Source organism: Longimicrobiaceae bacterium, from assembly GCA_036375715.1.
Classification (GTDB): domain Bacteria; phylum Gemmatimonadota; class Gemmatimonadetes; order Longimicrobiales; family Longimicrobiaceae; genus DASVBS01.
In genome coordinates, this window is sequence record DASVBS010000022.1 from 39,841 (window position 1) to 55,893 (window position 16,053).

A 16,053-nucleotide genomic window follows, 5' to 3' on the forward strand; every position below is an offset into this window, starting at 1 on the left:
GCAGGGTCAACCAGCCTCTCGCTGGCTCTGGACCTTGGCAGGCGCCTGCGGGGTAGACGAGGCCAGCTGTAGCTTCCCCGAATGGAGCCTGCCATGCGCATCACGTCTCTGCTTGCCCTTGCCCTTCTCTCCGGGCTCAGCACCGTGGGAGCCGCTCCCGCACGGGCGCAGTACGGTGCCAACGCGCGCATCTGGGTCGAGAACGACCGCGAATACTTCCGCCTCGGCGACCGGCTGCGCGTCCGCTTCAGCACCGGCGCGAACTCGTACGTCGCGGTGGTCCACGTGGACCCCGACGGTTTCCTCGAGTTCCTGTACCCGAGCTCGCCGTGGGACGAGGAGTTCGTGCGCGGCGGGCGCGTGCACACCGTCGACCGCGGCGGGTGGAGAGATGGGTTGCTCGTGCGCGGCGGCGGCGGCATCGGGTACCTCTACCTCATCGCCTCGCCGGTGCCGCTCGACTACTCCTACTTCCGGGCCGCCCGCGGGGCCGGCTGGGATTGGTCGTACGCCGGACGTCGCGTGACCGGCGATCCGTTCTGGGCGATGGAGCAGCTCACGCGACTACTGGTTCCCGGGTGGGGCAACGTGCCCTACGCCGTGGATTACTACACCTATTACGTGGGCGGTATCCACCGCTATCCCCGGTACGCGTGCAGCAGCTTCGGCAGCTGGGGGTGGGGGTACAGTCCCCACTGGCACTCCTACTACGGCGCGTGCAACCGCCTGGACCTCTTCCTGAGGGACAACCCGTTCTACTTCGACAGCCGCCGTTATCGGGGCGATCGGTGGCGCTACTACCGGGACTACCGCGACTGGGATCCGCGCCACAGCTTCAAGGAAGACCCCGAGCGCTCTTCTAACCGAGCGCGGGATCGCTACCTCGACCGGGGCGAGCCCTCACGCGGCGCGCCGAGCGAGCGAGAGCCTGTCCGTCCCACCGCCCGCCCGGTCGAGCGTTCTGCTTCGGAGCGTCCGTCGGAAGCTTCGACGCCCGCCAGGTCCGCGCCCGCTCGCGACGAGCGTCCCGCGCCCGCGGCCCGGGCTCGCCCGAACCCTGGTGCGGAATCGAGCCGACCGGCGGCTCGCCCCCGACCGGAGCCGCGATCCAGCGCCTCGTCCGGCACCCGTTCGGCTGTGCCGGCAAGTCGCGGCGCCGCCCCGAGCAGCCGGGCTTCCGGTCGCTCGGATGGTGGCTCCCCGAGTTCCACGCCACGCTCGCGGCGAGGGGACTGACCTTTACCCTGTTTTCCCCGCACCCCGTATGACCCTGTCCAGTGCCGTCCGTGGGACGGCTACGCTCGTCGCCGCCGCGGCGGCGACGCTGGCCGCCAGCGGGAGCCTCTCCGCGCAGGCGGCGGTGGCCCCTGCCTCCGTTCCCGGGACCGAAGCAGCGGTCGAGAGTATCAGCGCCGAAGATATCCATCGCCGCATCGCCTACCTGGCCTCGGACGCGCTGCGTGGACGCGATACGCCCAGCCCGGGACTCGATTCGGCGGCGGCGTACCTGGCTAGCGAGTATCGGCGCCTGGGGCTGCGCCCGGCCGGCGACGATGGAGGCTACCTGCAGCGGTACGCGATCCTCACAGCGGGACTCGACACAACCACGGTCCATTTCGGACACCTGCTCGCGGACGGCACGGGCAACCAGATGCTCCGCTACGGGCCGGACTTCTTTGCCCTTCCGGCAGGCACCCGCGAGGGGGTGGACATGAATCACTCCCGGCTCGTCTACGTGGGGGCGTTCACCGGTGAGCTACCGGAGGGAGAGTACGCCGGCACCGTGCCGGTCGTCTCGATCCCGGGGATCTTTGGCCCGCAGTGGAGTGGCGTGATCACCCGGGCCCGCGCCGCGGCGCAGGAGGCGGGTGCAACGGCGCTCGGGGTAGTCGTTTCGCCCAGCATCCCGAACGACCTGTTCAGCGCGGTGGCGGATCGAACCCGCAGCGCGCAGCTGCGCTACGTCGGCGAGCTTCCGGAGGATGAGATCGCCGTGTTCGTCTTCAACGACGAGGCGTTCGCCGCCATCGCGGCACGGGAAGGGGTGGACGTCACCCGCCCGCCCCTGGCGCCGATCCCCTTCCGCAAGGTGGAAGCCCACTTCGCCGCCTCGCTCGTGCTCATCGACCAGGCCTTCGCGCCCAACGTCGTCGCCGTGCTCCCCGGTTCGGATCCGGAGCTGCGCGACGAGTATGTGGTGCTTTCCGCCCACATGGACCATGTCGGCGTGGGAGAGCCGGTGAACGGAGATTCGATCTACAACGGCGCCGACGACGACGCTTCGGGAACGTCCGCGCTGGTCGAGGTGGCCGAGGCGCTGAGCCTGCTGCCGGAAGCGCCTCGTCGGTCCGTGCTCTTCCTCCATGTAAGCGGCGAGGAGGACGGGCTGCTCGGCTCGCAGTACTTCTCCGAGCACCCGACGGTGCCGCTCGAGTCCATTGTCGCGGACATCAACGTCGACATGATCGGCCGCAACAGTCCGGACTCGGTGGTGGTGATCGGCAAGGAGTACTCTTCCCTGGGCGAGCTGGCCGACCGCGTCCAGCAGCGGCATCCGGAGCTCGGGCTCACCCTGTCGGACGACATCTGGCCGGAGGAGCGCTTCTTCTTCCGTTCCGACCACTTCCACTTCGCCCGCAAGGAGATTCCCGCCCTCTTCTTCTTCTCGGGCGTGCACGAGGATTACCACCAGCCCTCCGATGAGGTGGAGACCCTCGACATCGACAAGGCGGTTCGCATCTCCCGGATGATCTTCCACCTGGTCCGCGAGGTCGCCGACGCCCCCGACCGTCCCCGGTGGGACCCCGAGGGGCTGGCGGAGGTGAGGGCGCTCACGCAGTAGGCTGGATTACGAATTCCGGGTTCCTGGAGAGAATTACGAATTACGAACAATTACGAATTACGAATTACGAATTACGAACCGACCCGCGCGCCGGCATCCTGCCGTGGCTTCGGGGTGATCCTGAGCGAAGCGAAGGATCGCGCGCAGCACCATCATCGGCCGCGATCCTCACTATCGAACGGGGCTGAGTTGAGGAGCCCCGCAATTCGTAATTCGTAATTCGTAATTCTCGCCGCCCCCTCCGCGACCGCTGCCTTTACTCCGGCTCCCCCGCCACTTCCGACCTGCGCGGCGAGTAGCTATCTTTTTGGGTTATCTGCAAACCCATTGGGATCAGTCTCTTGCGAGTAGACCTTGCGCATCGAACACATCCGGAACTTCTGCATCGTCGCGCACATCGATCATGGTAAGTCCACGCTGGCCGACCGCCTGATCGAGGTCACGGGCACGCTGCAGAAGCGTTCGATGAAGGAGCAGGTCCTCGACTCGATGGATCTGGAGCGCGAGCGCGGCATCACCATCAAGCTCAACGCGGTGCGGATGAGCTACGCCGCGCGCGACGGGAAGACCTACCAGTTCAACCTCATCGACACCCCGGGGCACGTCGACTTCACCTACGAGGTCTCGCGATCGCTGGCGGCCTGCGAGGGAGCCCTGCTGGTGGTCGATGCTTCGCAGGGCATTCAAGCGCAGACGCTTTCCAACCTCTTCCTGGCAATGGACGCGGGGCTGGAGATCATCCCCGTGATCAACAAGATCGACCTGCCCGGCGCGGAACCCGAAAGGCGGCGCGACGAGCTGGCCGACCTGCTGGGAGTGGATCCCGACGAGGTGCTCTTCGCTTCGGCCAAGGAAGGGATCGGCATCGAGGAAATCCTCGAAGCGGTCGTGCAGCGCGTGCCGCCGCCCACCGGCGACCCGGACGCGCCGCTGCGTGCCCTGATCTTCGACTCCTTCTACGACAAGTACCGTGGCGCCATTCCGAGTATCCGGGTCGTCGACGGGTCGCTGCGCAAGGGGACGCGCATTGCCTTCGGCTCGAACGAGGCGGTGTACGAGGTGGACGAGGTGGGCTATCTGCAGCTCGGTTACATCACCGCGCCGGAGCTGCGGACGGGCGAGGTGGGCTACCTCACGGCCGCCATCAAGCGGGTGTCGGACACCAAGGTCGGCGATACCATCCTGGACGCGGACAATCGAGCCGCCGAGCTCCTTCCCGGGTACCAGGATGTCAAGCCGATGGTGTTCTCGGGTCTCTACCCGACCGACACTGACCAGTACGAGGAGTTGCGGGACGCCCTCGAGAAGCTGAAGCTGAACGACGCCTCGCTCCACTACGAGCCGGAGACCTCCACCGCGCTTGGGTTCGGGTTCCGCTGCGGCTTCCTGGGATTGCTCCACATGGAGATCATCCAGGAGCGGCTGGAGCGCGAGTTCGGCCTGGACCTGATCTCCACGGTTCCCAACGTGGAGTACCGGGTGGTGCTGACCAGCGGGGACGTCCTCACCCTGGAAAACCCCTCGGCGCTGCCGGACCGTACCCGCATCGAGCGGATCGAAGAACCGTACGTGCGTGCGCGGATCGTGGTCCCGGCGGAATACATCGGCGGGGTGCAGAAGCTCTGCCACGAGCGCCGGGGCGAGTTCCAGGGGATGAGCTACCTCGATCCCACGCGGGTAGAGCTCACCTACGACCTTCCGCTGGCGGAGATCGTGCTCGATTTCTACGATCGCCTCAAGTCCGTCAGCCGCGGCTACGCCTCCTTCGACTACGAGCTCTCCGACTACCGCCCGAACCGGCTTGTCAAGCTCGATATGTTGATCAACGGCGACGCCATCGACGCCTTCAGCGTGATCATCCACGAGGACAAGGCGTATGAGTACGGGCGCGCGCTCGCGGAAAAGCTGAAGGCGCTGATCCCGCGGCAGATGTTCGAGGTCGCCCTGCAGGCCGCCATCGGCAACAAGGTCATCGCCCGCGAAACTGTTCGCCCGCTACGGAAGAACGTGACCGCGAAGTGCTACGGCGGCGACATCACCCGGAAGCGGAAGCTTCTGGAAAAGCAGAAGGAGGGAAAGCGACGCATGAAGCAGGTCGGGACCGTCGAGATTCCGCAGGAAGCCTTTCTGGCGGTCCTCCGCGTCTCCGATTAGGATGCGCGTCGCTGTCGTCCTGTCCACCTACAACCAGCCCCAGCTGCTGGAGAAGGCGCTCTGGGGCTACTCGGCTCAGACCCACCGCGATTTCGAGGTGGTGATCGCGGACGACGGCTCCGCTTCGAGCACGGCGGAAGTGGTGAATCGAATGCGGCGTGAGACGCAGCTCGAGATCCACCACGTCTGGCACGAGGACCGAGGCTTCCGGAAGTGCGCGATCCTGAATCGGGCCATTCTCGCGACCACCTGCGAGTACCTGATCTTCTCGGACGGGGACTGCGTACCCCGCAGCGACTTCGTCGCCGCGCACGTGCGAAACGCCGCCCCCCGACGCTTCCTTTCGGGAGGCTACCTGAAGCTGTCCGAGGCAGTGAGCGAGCGTGTCACGCGCGAGACGATCCTCCGCGGGATCGCGTTCCAGCCAGGGTGGTTACGCAGCCAGGGATGGCGACCGGGTCGGCGGGCGCTGCGACTCCACACGGGCTTGCTGGCGCCGCTCCTCGACCGGCTGACCCCGACGCGGGCGACCTGGAACGGCCACAATGCCTCTACGTGGCGAGAGGCACTCCTGCGGGTCAATGGCTTGGACGTGGAAATGGGTTACGGCGGAGAGGATCGGGCGTTGGGCGAGCGCCTGTGCAACCTCGGCTACCGTGGGGTTCAGATCCGCTACCGCGCGCCCTGTCTGCACCTCTATCACGAACAACCGTATATCGACCGCGACGTCGTGCGGGCGAACATGCGGACGCGAGAAGTCATCCGGCGCCAGCGCCGCGTCGTGACGGCCCGAGGAATCATCAACCTGCACGGAACTCTGGACCCAGATAACCGCCCGTCGGTGCGGCAGGGCCCATCCAACTGAACCGAGAAGGAGCCGATCGTGCCTGGAACCAAGCGCTGGATCGTCGGAGTCGATCTGGGCGGCACCAACATTGTCACGGGGCTCCTCCCCATCGAGGGAGGGCCGGTCTTCGGGCTGCAGAGCCGTCCCACCGAGAGCCACCGCGGGCCCAAGTTCGTGGTCGATCGGATCATCGAGATGGTGGAGTCCTCCATCGAGATGACGGTGGCCGAGCAGGGCGGCTCGCGGGACGACGTCGCCGGCGTAGGGATCGGCTCTCCGGGCCCGCTCAACCGCGCCACCGGCGTGGTCATCAACACTCCCAACCTGGGATGGCGGAATTTCCCGCTGCGGGACCTGATCTCCAACGGGGTCAACCTGCCCGCCACGCTCGACAACGACGCCAACTGTGCCACCTACGGAGAGTGGTGGTTGGGCGCGGGCCGGCACGCCGATACCCTGGTGGGCCTCACCTTGGGCACCGGCATCGGGGGCGGGATCGTGCTCGGCGGGGAGATCTACCACGGGGTCTCGGACGTGGCCGGCGAGATCGGCCACATGACCATCGATTCGACCGGTCGCAAGTGCAACTGCGGTAACTACGGCTGCCTCGAGGCCTACGCCTCGGGCCCGGCTATCGCGCTCCGTGCCGTGGAGGGGATCGAATCGGGCGCCGAAACGATCCTGGGCGAGATGGTGGGAGGGAAGCTGGAGCTGATCACCGCCGCCACGGTATATGAGGCCGCGGTCCAGGGGGATGAGTACGCTGAGGAGGTGATGAAGGAGACCGCTCGCTTTCTCGGCACGGGTGTGGCTAACCTGGTGAACATCCTCAACCCCGAGATGATCGTGATCGCGGGCGGCGTGACCAAGGCGGGCGACCATCTCTTCGAGCCGCTGCGCGCCGAGGTGCGGCGTCGTGCCTTTCGCTCCGCCGAGGAGGCTTGCCAGATCGTCCCCGCGGAGCTGCCGGGTACCGCGGGCGTGGTGGGCGCCGCGGCAGTCTTCAAGCGCGAGACCTACGGCCACGTTTGATGCGACGCCTGGGGGCGATCGGCACCCTCGTCTGGGATCGCATCGTCAATCCCTACGCCGATAACGGGCAGCCGCGAGAGCAGTGGGGCGGGGCAGTGTACTCCTTCGCCTCGCTGTCGGCTGCCTGCCCGGCGGGCTGGTGCATCGAGCCCCTGGTGAAGATCGGCGCCGATTTCTGGGAACGTGGGGTGGCGCACCTGACCGGTCTCCCCAACGTGGTGCACGGCCCCGGTCTGGTGCGGGTGGACTCCCCCAACAACCGGGTGGAGCTCCTCTACCACGACCTCGAGCATCGGGTCGAGCGACAGCTGGGCGGTGTGCCGGCGTGGACGTGGGAAGAGCTGGAGCCCCTGATCGCCGGTGTGGATGCCCTCTACGTGAACTTCCTCTCCGGGATCGAGCTCGACCTGCCGACCGCGCAGCGACTGCGCGCCGCTTTCCCGGGGCCGATCTACGCGGATCTGCATTCCCTCTTCCTGGGGCCGGCATCGAACGAGCCGCGCCGCCCGCGGCCGCTCGAGCGCTGGCAGGAGTGGCTCCGCTGCTTCGACGCAATTCAGCTCAACGAGGACGAGCTGGCGCTGCTTGCGCCTGAGGTTGCGGATCGGGACTGCCTGGAGCGTCAGCTCCCCTGCTACGGCCCCGGACTCGTGCTGGTGACCGAGGGCGGGAAGGGTGTGCGCTACGTCATGGCGGAGGGTATGCCGGCGGATCCACTTCTCTGGCGCTCGCGCCCGGCGGGGTCGGAGATCCGGCGCGGGGAGGTACCCGCACCTCAGGGGCGCCTCGCCGGTGACCCGACCGGGTGTGGGGACGTGTGGGGGGCGGGGTTCATCACCGGTTTGCTTGCCGGGCTGGAGCTGGAGGAGGCGATCGTCCGGGCAGAGCGGCTCGCCGCGACCAAGATCCTGCACCCCCGTACGGATCGGCTGCACGAGCGGCTCGCGGACACGGTGGATCGAACCTAGAGAGGGTTGGTAGCGTGGCCGCGTTGCACAGCGAGCCCCGGTTTGTGTCGTGCATCCGCGTTCCCTATTCTCTGACTCCATGAAGCGAGTTGTCACGGTTCCGGCCACGCTGGACGATCGCGGCTTCGACAGCCTGGTCCAGGAGATCGCCGACATAGACGAGGCGGGGGAAGGAGGTCCCGGCGACCGGCTGCTGTTCGACGCCCGCCACGTGCGCTGGGCGGATCCGTACGGCATGACCGGGCTGCTGGCGATCGGCACCTATCTGCGCGGGCGCGGACATACGCCCCTCCTCCAGCTCCCGGAGTCCTCGGAAGTGCTCAGCTATCTCGGGCGCATGGGCTTCTTCCGGCTTGCGGGGGAGGCGTTCGAGGTGAACGGCGCGCCTCGGGGGCGGCGCGCCGAGGCCTCGAGCGTGCTGCTGGAGATCACCCCGATCAACTCGCACGAGGACGTTCACGGCGTGATCGATCTGGTCATGGACCGCGCCGGTACGATCCTGACGGAGCGGCTACATTACTCGCGTGTAGACGCGGGGATGTTCAGCATGGTCCTCTCGGAGGTCTGCCAGAACATCATCGAGCACGCGGAGGCGGGCGGCTGGGTGGGCATCCAGACGTATAACTGGGCCAAGCGGCTCGGGAGGCAGGTGGTGGTCATCGCCGTGATGGACCTGGGGGTGGGCTTCCGTGGCTCTCTCGCGCGCGAGCACGCCGCCCGCTTCGGCGATCGCTGGAGCGACGCCACCGCCCTGGAGGCGGCCTTCATCCATGGCACCACGCGCTTCCGCGACCCAGGGAGGGGCCAGGGTCTGAAGCAGATCCGGAGGCGGGTGACCGGCTGGGGTGGGAAGGTCTCGATCCGCAGTGGCACCGCCCGCATCGCCGACATCCCCGACTGGGACGACGCCTTGCCTCTGCAGACCGGCCTGGCACCGTTTCCCGGGGCGCAGATATTGATCGTGCTGCCGGCGAAGTGACGCTGGGCGGGTTATGCCGTTATACGTTGTCCGTTATCCGTTATCCGTTTTTTTATCAGTTGTAAGTGGGGACCCGTGGGCCGCCTACAAGCGAAGAGTCGAATGCTTGTCGTTGTCCTTGATGTCCGACGACCTGTCCGGACGGATAACGGATAACGGATAACCTCTACACAACCGACTATATGCATTACGCCACTTTCCAGACGACCAAAGGCTCCTTCACCGCCGAGCTGTACTCCGATGACGCCCCGGGCACGGTGGCGAACTTCGAGAAGCTGGTGGGTGAGGGGTTTTATGATGGCATCGCCTTCCACCGCGTCATCCCTGACTTCGTGGTCCAGGGGGGTGACCCGCAGACGAAGGAGCTTCCGCTCGACCACCCGCGGATCGGTAGCGGTGGGCCGGGTTACACCATCAAGTGCGAGACGAAGGGGAACCCGCGCACGCACGAGGAGGGAGCGCTTTCCATGGCGCACGCGGGCCGTGATACCGGTGGCAGCCAGTTCTTCATCGTACTGAACGAGGGGAATTGCCGTCACCTCAACGGCGTGCACACCGTCTTCGGTAAGGTGGTCGAGGGAATGGACGTGGTGCGGCAGTTGCGCCGCGGGGATCGCATGGAGAGCGTTACGATCGGCGACGCCGCGGCCGCCTGAAGTGATGATGGCGCGCGCCGGGATGTCGGCCCTCGACATCGACCTCACCCGTATTCACCGCCGGACGGTGACCTCGTTCTACAGCAACCTGGTCACCCGACCGACCGGCCGCGCCGTGCGCATGGGGGTGGAGAGCCAGCTGGCGGAGCTGAAGCCCACGCATGCTCTCTGCCTCTCGATTCTCGACTTTTCCCAGGTGAACGTTCTCGACTACTCCTGCGCGGACGAAATCGTCGCGAAGCTCCTCCTCCGTTATCTGCCCCCCGATCGGCCGACAGAGGCCTACTTCGTCGCGCGGGGCCTGGAGGATCACCACCGCGAGGCGGTCGAGGAGGTGCTCCAGCGCCACCGGCTGATGTTGGTGGCGGTCAACCGCGATCACACCTCCAGCCTCCTCGGCGCGTGCAATCCCTTCGAGCGCGCCTGCTGGAGCGCCCTGGCGGCCCGTACCTGCGCCAGCCTCGAGGAGGTCTCTCAGGACACCGGTCTCCCCGAAATGGTGGTTGCGCCCACCCTCACCAAGCTCCTGCAGCAGAGGGTGGCGCTCTCGCTTCCCGACGAGAAGATCTGCGAGCTCTCGACTCTCGCGCGTGATCGATGAGCACCGCTGGCCACGAGCACCCGAGCGACCTGGGGTTCTCCACGCGCGCGGTGCACGCCGGAGATCCGCCGCGCGTGGTGGGAGAGCCCGTCGTCAATCCGATCTATCAGACCTCCACCTTCTTCAGCGATCCAGCCGGCGAGGGCGAGGTCTTCTACTCGCGCTACGGCAACAACCCCAACCACCGCCGGGTGGAGGAGCGCGTACGCGACCTCGAGGGCGCCGAGGCGTGCCTGGTGACCGGCAGCGGCATGGGCGCCATGGTTTCGGCGATCCTCTCCTGCGTCCGGGCCGGCGATCACATCCTCGCCGCCGAAGCGCTCTATGGCGGAACCCGCATCCTGCTCGATCGTGAGCTGAGCCGCCTGGGGATCGAGTCCAGCTACGCCGACCTGCTGGCCCCGGGCTGGGAGCGCCATCTGCGTGACAACACCACCGTCGTTCTCTGCGAGACGCTCTCCAACCCGCTGCTACGCTTCACCGATCCCGCGGATCTGGCGCCGGTGTGTCGCGAACGCGGCGCGGCATTGATCGTGGACGCCACCTTCACGCCCTCCTACAACCTGCGGACGCTGTCGCGAGGCGCCGACCTGGTCGTCCACAGCGCGACGAAGTACTACGGCGGCCACAGCGATGTGACCGCTGGCTTGGTCTGTGGCAGCGAAGAGCGGATGGCTCCTGTTCGGCAACGAGCGGTCACCTTCGGTGTGGCGCCGGATGCCCACGCCGCCTGGATCCTGGAGCGCGGCATCAAGACGCTCGCGCTCCGCATGGAGCGGCACAATCGCAACGGCCTGGAGGTATCCCGCTGGTGCGAAGGACGCGCCGGGATCCGCCGGGTGCATTACCCCGGTCTGGAGAGTCATCCGGATCACGCGCGGGCCGCCGAAGTGCTTACGGGATTCGGCGGGATGATGGGGATCGAGCTCGAGGGCGGAGGGGACGCGGCGACCCGCTTCGTCTCGGCGCTTCGGCTGGTGAAGCCGGCGCCTAGCCTCGGCGGGGTGGACACCCTCGTCTCGGAGCCGCGGCACACCTCGCACGTAGCGATGACGCCGGAAGCGCGCGCCGCTCAGGGACTCGCCGATGGCTTCGTGCGCTTCTCCCTCGGCATCGAGGATCCCGAGGACATCATCGCGGATATCGATCAGGCGTTGAAGACGATTGGCTGAGGTTTTTGGGTATTCGTTATTCGTTGTCCGTTATCCGCTATCCGTCCGGACCAGGGGGCCAGCCGCCAGCGTCGTCGCGGGATGTTGCGGCCACTGCGGAAGCAGGGGTTACCGGTTCGGACGGATAGCGGATGACGGATAACGGATAACCCGTTCAGAACGATCAGTGAGCGCGGAGATCATAGATATTCTCGTAGTCGGCGCGGGCCCCTGCGGCATTGCCGTAGGGGTCGCGGCACGTCACGAGGGCTTATCGTGCGTGCTGTTCGATCGCGGGGCGGTGACCCAGTCGATGATCGAGCACCCGACCTACACCACCTACTTCAGCGGTCCGGAGAAGCTGGAGATCGGCGGCCTTCCGTTCACCACCGCGGGTGACAAACCAACGCGGCGGGAGGCGCTTCGCTATTATCGGCGCGTCGCCAGGTATTACGACCTCCGCATTCGTCAGTACGAAGAGGTGCGGGAGATCCGGCGCGAGGGCGAGCTGTTCCGGGTCGCCACCCGCTCTCGCGGGGAGGAGCGGTCTTACCTGGCCCGGGCGGTGGTGATCGCCACCGGGTACTACGACACGCCGCGGTCCCTGGGCGTTCCGGGCGCCGACCTGCCCAAGGTGACGCACTATTTCACCGAGCCCTTCCACTACTTCGACCAGGACGTGCTGGTCATCGGTGGTGGAAACTCCGCCGCGGACGCGGCGCTCACCATCTGGCGGGAAGGGGCGCGAGTCACCCTCGTTCACCTCTTCGACGAGCTGGATGCCGGGGTGAAGCCCTGGGTGCGGCCGGACATCGACAACCGGATCAAGGAGGGATCGATCCCGGCCCTCTGGCGCCACAAGGTGGCCGAGATCCGCGAAAAGGAGGTGGTGGTGGAGTCGCTGGATACCGGCGACCAGCGGGTCCTGCCGAACGATTGGGTCCTGGCGCTGATCGGCTACGTACCTGATGCCCGGTTCCTGCGCGACCTGGACGTGCCGATCGATCCCGAAACGGGAATCCCCCAGCACGATCCCGAGACCATGGAGACCAGGACGCCGGGGGTGTTCCTCGCGGGGGTAGTGGCGGCCGGGTACGACGCGAACAAGATCTTCATCGAGAACGGCAAGCTGCACGGTCCTCTGATCGCTCGCGCGGTGGCGCGGCGGCTCGGACGCGCATGAGAGCCGTGCGCTGCGCGTGGCTCCTCCTGGCGACCCTGGTGGCGCCTGCGTGCGCGCAGACTCCGGCCGCTCCCGATGCCCCGCTCGGGGTCGTCGACACCGCCCTGATCATGGCGGATCTGCGCACGCTGGCGGCGGACTCGATGGAGGGCAGGGGGACCGGCAGCGCGGGGATCGAGCGGGCTCGCCGCTACCTGGTTGGCCGCTTCGAGGACGTCGGATTGCGATCGTTCGAGGGCAGCTACGAGCTGCCCTTTGCGTTGCGACGCGATGGCGAGGTCGTGCGGGCGGTCAATCTCGTTGGGTACGTTCAGGGAGAGGATGCGGTGGGACCCGTCATGGTGGTCACCGCGCATTACGACCACCTCGGCAACCTGGACGGCGAGATATTCAACGGCGCCGACGACAACGCCTCGGGAGTGGCCGCGCTCCTCGCCCTGGCTCAGCACCTCGCCGAGCATCCTCCCCGGCACACCGTGGTCTTCGCCGCGCTCGACGCGGAGGAGGTCGGCTTGAAAGGCGCCGAAGCGCTGGTCTCGGACCCGCCCATACCGTTGGAGCGGATCGCCCTCAACCTGAACTTCGACATGGTGGGGCGGAACGAGCGGGGGGAGCTCTACGCCGCGGGAGCATTCCACTATCCCTTCCTCCGCCCCCACCTCGAGGCCATCGCCGAGAGCGCGCCGCTGCGCCTACGTCTGGGCCACGACTCGCCGACCCTCCCACCCGGCGACGACTGGACCTTCCTCTCCGATCAGGGGCCCTTCCACCGGGAGGGGATTCCCTTCGTCTACTTCGGCGTCGAGGACCATCCGGACTACCACCGGCCCACCGACGACGCCGAACGCATCGATCCGACCTTCTTCGCGGACGCGGTGGCGACACTGATCGCGGCCGCGGACCACTTCGACGACGCGCTCGAGGAGATCGACCGAGCACGCTAGCCCGCGAGTGGCGGTGAGAGTCGAAATGCTGACGGGCGCAGAAAAGATCAGGGGCACGGGATCGGACCCGTGCCCCTGATCGCAGCGAGGCTCCCCTATGCCGCGTTACACCGTCATACCGCCTACACCGTCGCGAGCGCCTCCGGCTGCTCCCACCGGTCGCCCGGGTAGCGGTAGGGCGGAGCGATCAGGGGCTCGCCCTCACGGTGGAGGGTCCCCTTGTAGCGCATGTGCTCCTCGTGCACGCCGAAGTTCTCCTTCTGCAGCGCCCTGATGCGCTCGATGTCCTCGGTGGTGAGGTCCGGCTTATCCGAGGCGGCCGCGAACTCCTCCAGCTGCTCGACGTTGTAGATGTTCGGCAGGGTGGTCATCACCGCCGGTGAGGCCAGCAGCCACTTCAGCGCCGCCTGGCCCAGCGTGATGTCCCGCCCCTCGGTGAGGAACGAGAGCGTCTGGATCTTCTTGAGTCCGTTGAGGAGCCAGGAGCGCGGGCGGTGGCGACGGTGGTCGTTCTTGGCGAACTCCGTCGTTTCCGTGTACCTGCCCTCCAGCAGGCCCGAGGAGTGGGTGACACGAACCATGATCCCCGTCTCGCCCGTCTCCTCCGCCGCCTCGGTCAGCACCTGCCCCGGGTAGGGCTCGAGGATGTTGTTGATGAGCTGCAGTGACTTCACCCGCCGCTCGCGGATGAGGTCCAACCCCTCGTATAGGTAGCCGTTGGAGGGGCCCAGCGCGCCTCCCCAATGGCGCATCTTACCCTCCTGCCGGAGCTTCTCGAACGTCTCCCAGATCTCGTCGTTGGCGACGTGTTCAGCCTTGGCGTTGTGGTAGACGACGATGTCGATGGTATCCGTCTTCATCCGCCGTAGAGACTGCTCTACGGCGAAGCGGATGTACTCGGGATCGGCGTTGTGCGGGATCTCCTGCTGACCGCGGCGTACGTTGGGGTTGTTGTAGAAGTCGTAGCCGACCTTGGTGGCGTACACGACCCGATCGCGACGGTCGCTGAACGCGCGCCCGAGCAGCTCGTCCGCGCGTCCGTTCCCGTAGGTGTCCGACGAATCGTAGAGGGTTACGCCCAGGTCGTAGGCCCGATGCAGCAGGGAGACCGCTTCGTCGTCCGTGAACTCTCCCCACCAGCCGGCGGCGAGCGTCCACAATCCGAAGCCAACCTCGGAAACGGTGACGTCGGTGCCGGGATAGGTGCGGTATTTCATGGCGTCCTCAGCGGTTTCATGCCCGCGTCCGCGGGCGAAGTAGATGAAGTAGATGATGATGGATCAGGGGCTGGGCGCGATCAATCACACCCGGCCGCGACTGCATATCCACGCTCCAGATCGACCAGTGGAGCAGGGTAGTCGCCCGAGAAGCAGGCGGAGCAGAAGCTCAACCCGTCGGCGGCAACCGCGTCGAGCATTCCTTCCAGAGACAGGTATCCGAGCGAGTCCACTCCCAGGTGCTCGCGGATCTCATCGGTGTCCATGCGAGAGGCGATCAGCTCCTCCCGGGTCGGCATGTCGATGCCGTAAAAGCAAGGGTGGCGCACCGGCGGCGAAGCGAGCCGGAAGTGGACCTCCGTTGCCCCGGCTTCCCGCAGCATCCTCACCAGACCCTGGGAGGTGGTGCCCCGGACCAGCGAGTCGTCCACCACCACCACGCGCTTACCCTCGAGCACCTCGCGCACGGGGCTGTACTTCAGGCGGACCTTGAAGTCGCGTCCCGCTTGCGACGGCTCGATGAAGGTGCGACCGACGTAGTGGTTCCGGATGAGCCCCAGCTCGAAAGGGACCCCGGAGGCCTCGGCGAATCCGAGCGCCGCCGAGTTGGCGGAGTCCGGAACGGAGATCACACAATCTGCCTCCGCGGGCTGCTCCAGCGCCAGCCGCCGCCCGAAGGCGCGCCGCGCCCGATCGACAGACTGCCCCCACAGGTGCGAGTCGGGCCGCGCGAAGTAGACGAGCTCGAAGACGCACGCCGCGGGTGGCGTGTAGGCGCCCAGCGGGCGCAGGCGGGTCAGCTCGCCATCCCGGATCTTGAGGACCTCGCCGGGCTCGATGTCGCGGATATAGCGCGCGCCCACAATGTCCAACGCACAGGTCTCCGAGGCGAGCACGTAGCCTCCGTCCTTGTAGCCGAGCACCAGTGGTCGGAAGCCGTGCCGGTCGCGCGCGGCATAGAGGGTGTCCCCCACTGTGATGAGAACGGAGAACGCGCCCTCGAGCTGCGAGAGCGCGTCGTCGATCTGCGCGTCCACTCCTTCCCGGCGCGAGCGGGCCACGAGGTGCACGATCACCTCGGAATCGATGGTGGTCTGGAAGAGCGCCCCCTCCCGCACGAGCCTGCCGCGCAGCTCCTGCGCGTTCGTGAGATTTCCGTTGTGAGCGAGCGAGAGATCCCCTTCGCTGTACCTGACCAGCAAGGGTTGTGCGTTGTGCAGACCAGCGCCCCCGGCCGTCGAGTAGCGGATGTGACCGACCGCGAGCGAACCCTTCAGCCCCTCCAGGTCGGCGGCGCTGAACGCGTCGGAGACCAGCCCGGTGCCCTTGTGGATCCGGCTTCCGTCCGGGCTGGTCGTGTCCACAGACACGATCCCTGCCGCCTCCTGTCCGCGGTGCTGCAGTGAGTACAGCGCCAGGAACACCAGCTTAGCGGCATCCGGAACACCACTGACCGCCGCGATTCCACACATGACTGCG

14 protein-coding genes are annotated in these 16,053 nt (G+C 66.9%); 12 read left to right on the forward strand and 2 right to left on the reverse strand.

Features of this window, described 5'->3' with window-relative positions; translation table 11 throughout:
* Positions 1–93 precede the first annotated feature (93 nt).
* From VF167_03125 to VF167_03180, 12 genes are all read left to right on the forward strand, one after another.
* Complete coding sequence (locus VF167_03125) at positions 94–1,236, forward strand: DUF4384 domain-containing protein (GenBank protein ID HEX6924391.1); 1,143 nt, start codon at positions 94–96, stop codon at positions 1,234–1,236.
* A gap of 28 nt (positions 1,237–1,264) precedes the next feature.
* Positions 1,265–2,842 (forward strand): M28 family peptidase, encoded by a 1,578-nt coding sequence (locus VF167_03130; protein ID HEX6924392.1) that lies wholly within the window; start codon positions 1,265–1,267, stop codon positions 2,840–2,842.
* A gap of 354 nt (positions 2,843–3,196) precedes the next feature.
* Entirely contained in the window at positions 3,197–4,996 is a 1,800-nt protein-coding gene (gene lepA / locus VF167_03135) for a translation elongation factor 4 (protein HEX6924393.1), read from the forward strand.
* Between the two features lies 1 nt (position 4,997).
* Complete coding sequence (locus tag VF167_03140) at positions 4,998–5,861, forward strand: glycosyltransferase family 2 protein (GenBank protein HEX6924394.1); 864 nt, start codon at positions 4,998–5,000, stop codon at positions 5,859–5,861.
* Positions 5,862–5,879: 18 nt separating this feature from the next.
* Positions 5,880–6,875: an ROK family protein gene (locus tag VF167_03145; protein ID HEX6924395.1), complete on the forward strand. Its 996-nt coding sequence runs from the start codon at positions 5,880–5,882 to the stop codon at positions 6,873–6,875.
* Positions 6,875–7,843: a carbohydrate kinase family protein gene (locus tag VF167_03150; GenBank protein ID HEX6924396.1), complete on the forward strand. Its 969-nt coding sequence runs from the start codon at positions 6,875–6,877 to the stop codon at positions 7,841–7,843. Before VF167_03145 ends, VF167_03150 begins: the two co-directional genes overlap by 1 nt.
* 79 nt (positions 7,844–7,922) lie before the next feature.
* A complete protein-coding gene (locus VF167_03155; GenBank protein HEX6924397.1) occupies positions 7,923–8,822 on the forward strand; it encodes an ATP-binding protein in 900 nt (299 codons plus the stop codon).
* A gap of 182 nt (positions 8,823–9,004) precedes the next feature.
* Positions 9,005–9,478, forward strand: coding sequence for a peptidylprolyl isomerase (locus tag VF167_03160; protein HEX6924398.1), 474 nt, complete (start codon positions 9,005–9,007; stop codon positions 9,476–9,478).
* A gap of 4 nt (positions 9,479–9,482) precedes the next feature.
* Positions 9,483–10,079 carry a hypothetical protein gene (locus VF167_03165; GenBank protein HEX6924399.1) on the forward strand — a complete coding sequence of 199 codons (597 nt, stop codon included), beginning with the start codon at positions 9,483–9,485 and terminating at the stop codon, positions 10,077–10,079.
* Positions 10,076–11,251, forward strand: coding sequence for an aminotransferase class I/II-fold pyridoxal phosphate-dependent enzyme (locus tag VF167_03170; GenBank protein HEX6924400.1), 1,176 nt, complete (start codon positions 10,076–10,078; stop codon positions 11,249–11,251). Before VF167_03165 ends, VF167_03170 begins: the two co-directional genes overlap by 4 nt.
* Before the next feature lie 166 nt (positions 11,252–11,417).
* Positions 11,418–12,413 (forward strand): YpdA family putative bacillithiol disulfide reductase, encoded by a 996-nt coding sequence (locus VF167_03175; GenBank protein ID HEX6924401.1) that lies wholly within the window; start codon positions 11,418–11,420, stop codon positions 12,411–12,413.
* Positions 12,410–13,357, forward strand: coding sequence for a M28 family peptidase (locus VF167_03180; protein ID HEX6924402.1), 948 nt, complete (start codon positions 12,410–12,412; stop codon positions 13,355–13,357). The genes VF167_03175 and VF167_03180 overlap by 4 nt, the downstream gene beginning before the upstream one ends.
* A gap of 122 nt (positions 13,358–13,479) precedes the next feature.
* On the opposite strand, the gene VF167_03185 is transcribed toward VF167_03180, so the two are convergent.
* Together VF167_03185 and purF are read right to left on the reverse strand one after the other, a co-directional pair.
* A complete protein-coding gene (locus VF167_03185) occupies positions 13,480–14,574 on the reverse strand; it encodes an aldo/keto reductase (protein ID HEX6924403.1) in 1,095 nt (364 codons plus the stop codon).
* 80 nt (positions 14,575–14,654) lie between these two features.
* Positions 14,655–16,046, reverse strand: a complete 1,392-nt coding sequence (gene purF, locus VF167_03190; protein ID HEX6924404.1) for an amidophosphoribosyltransferase — start codon at positions 16,044–16,046, stop codon at positions 14,655–14,657.
* Positions 16,047–16,053: the final 7 nt, after the last annotated feature.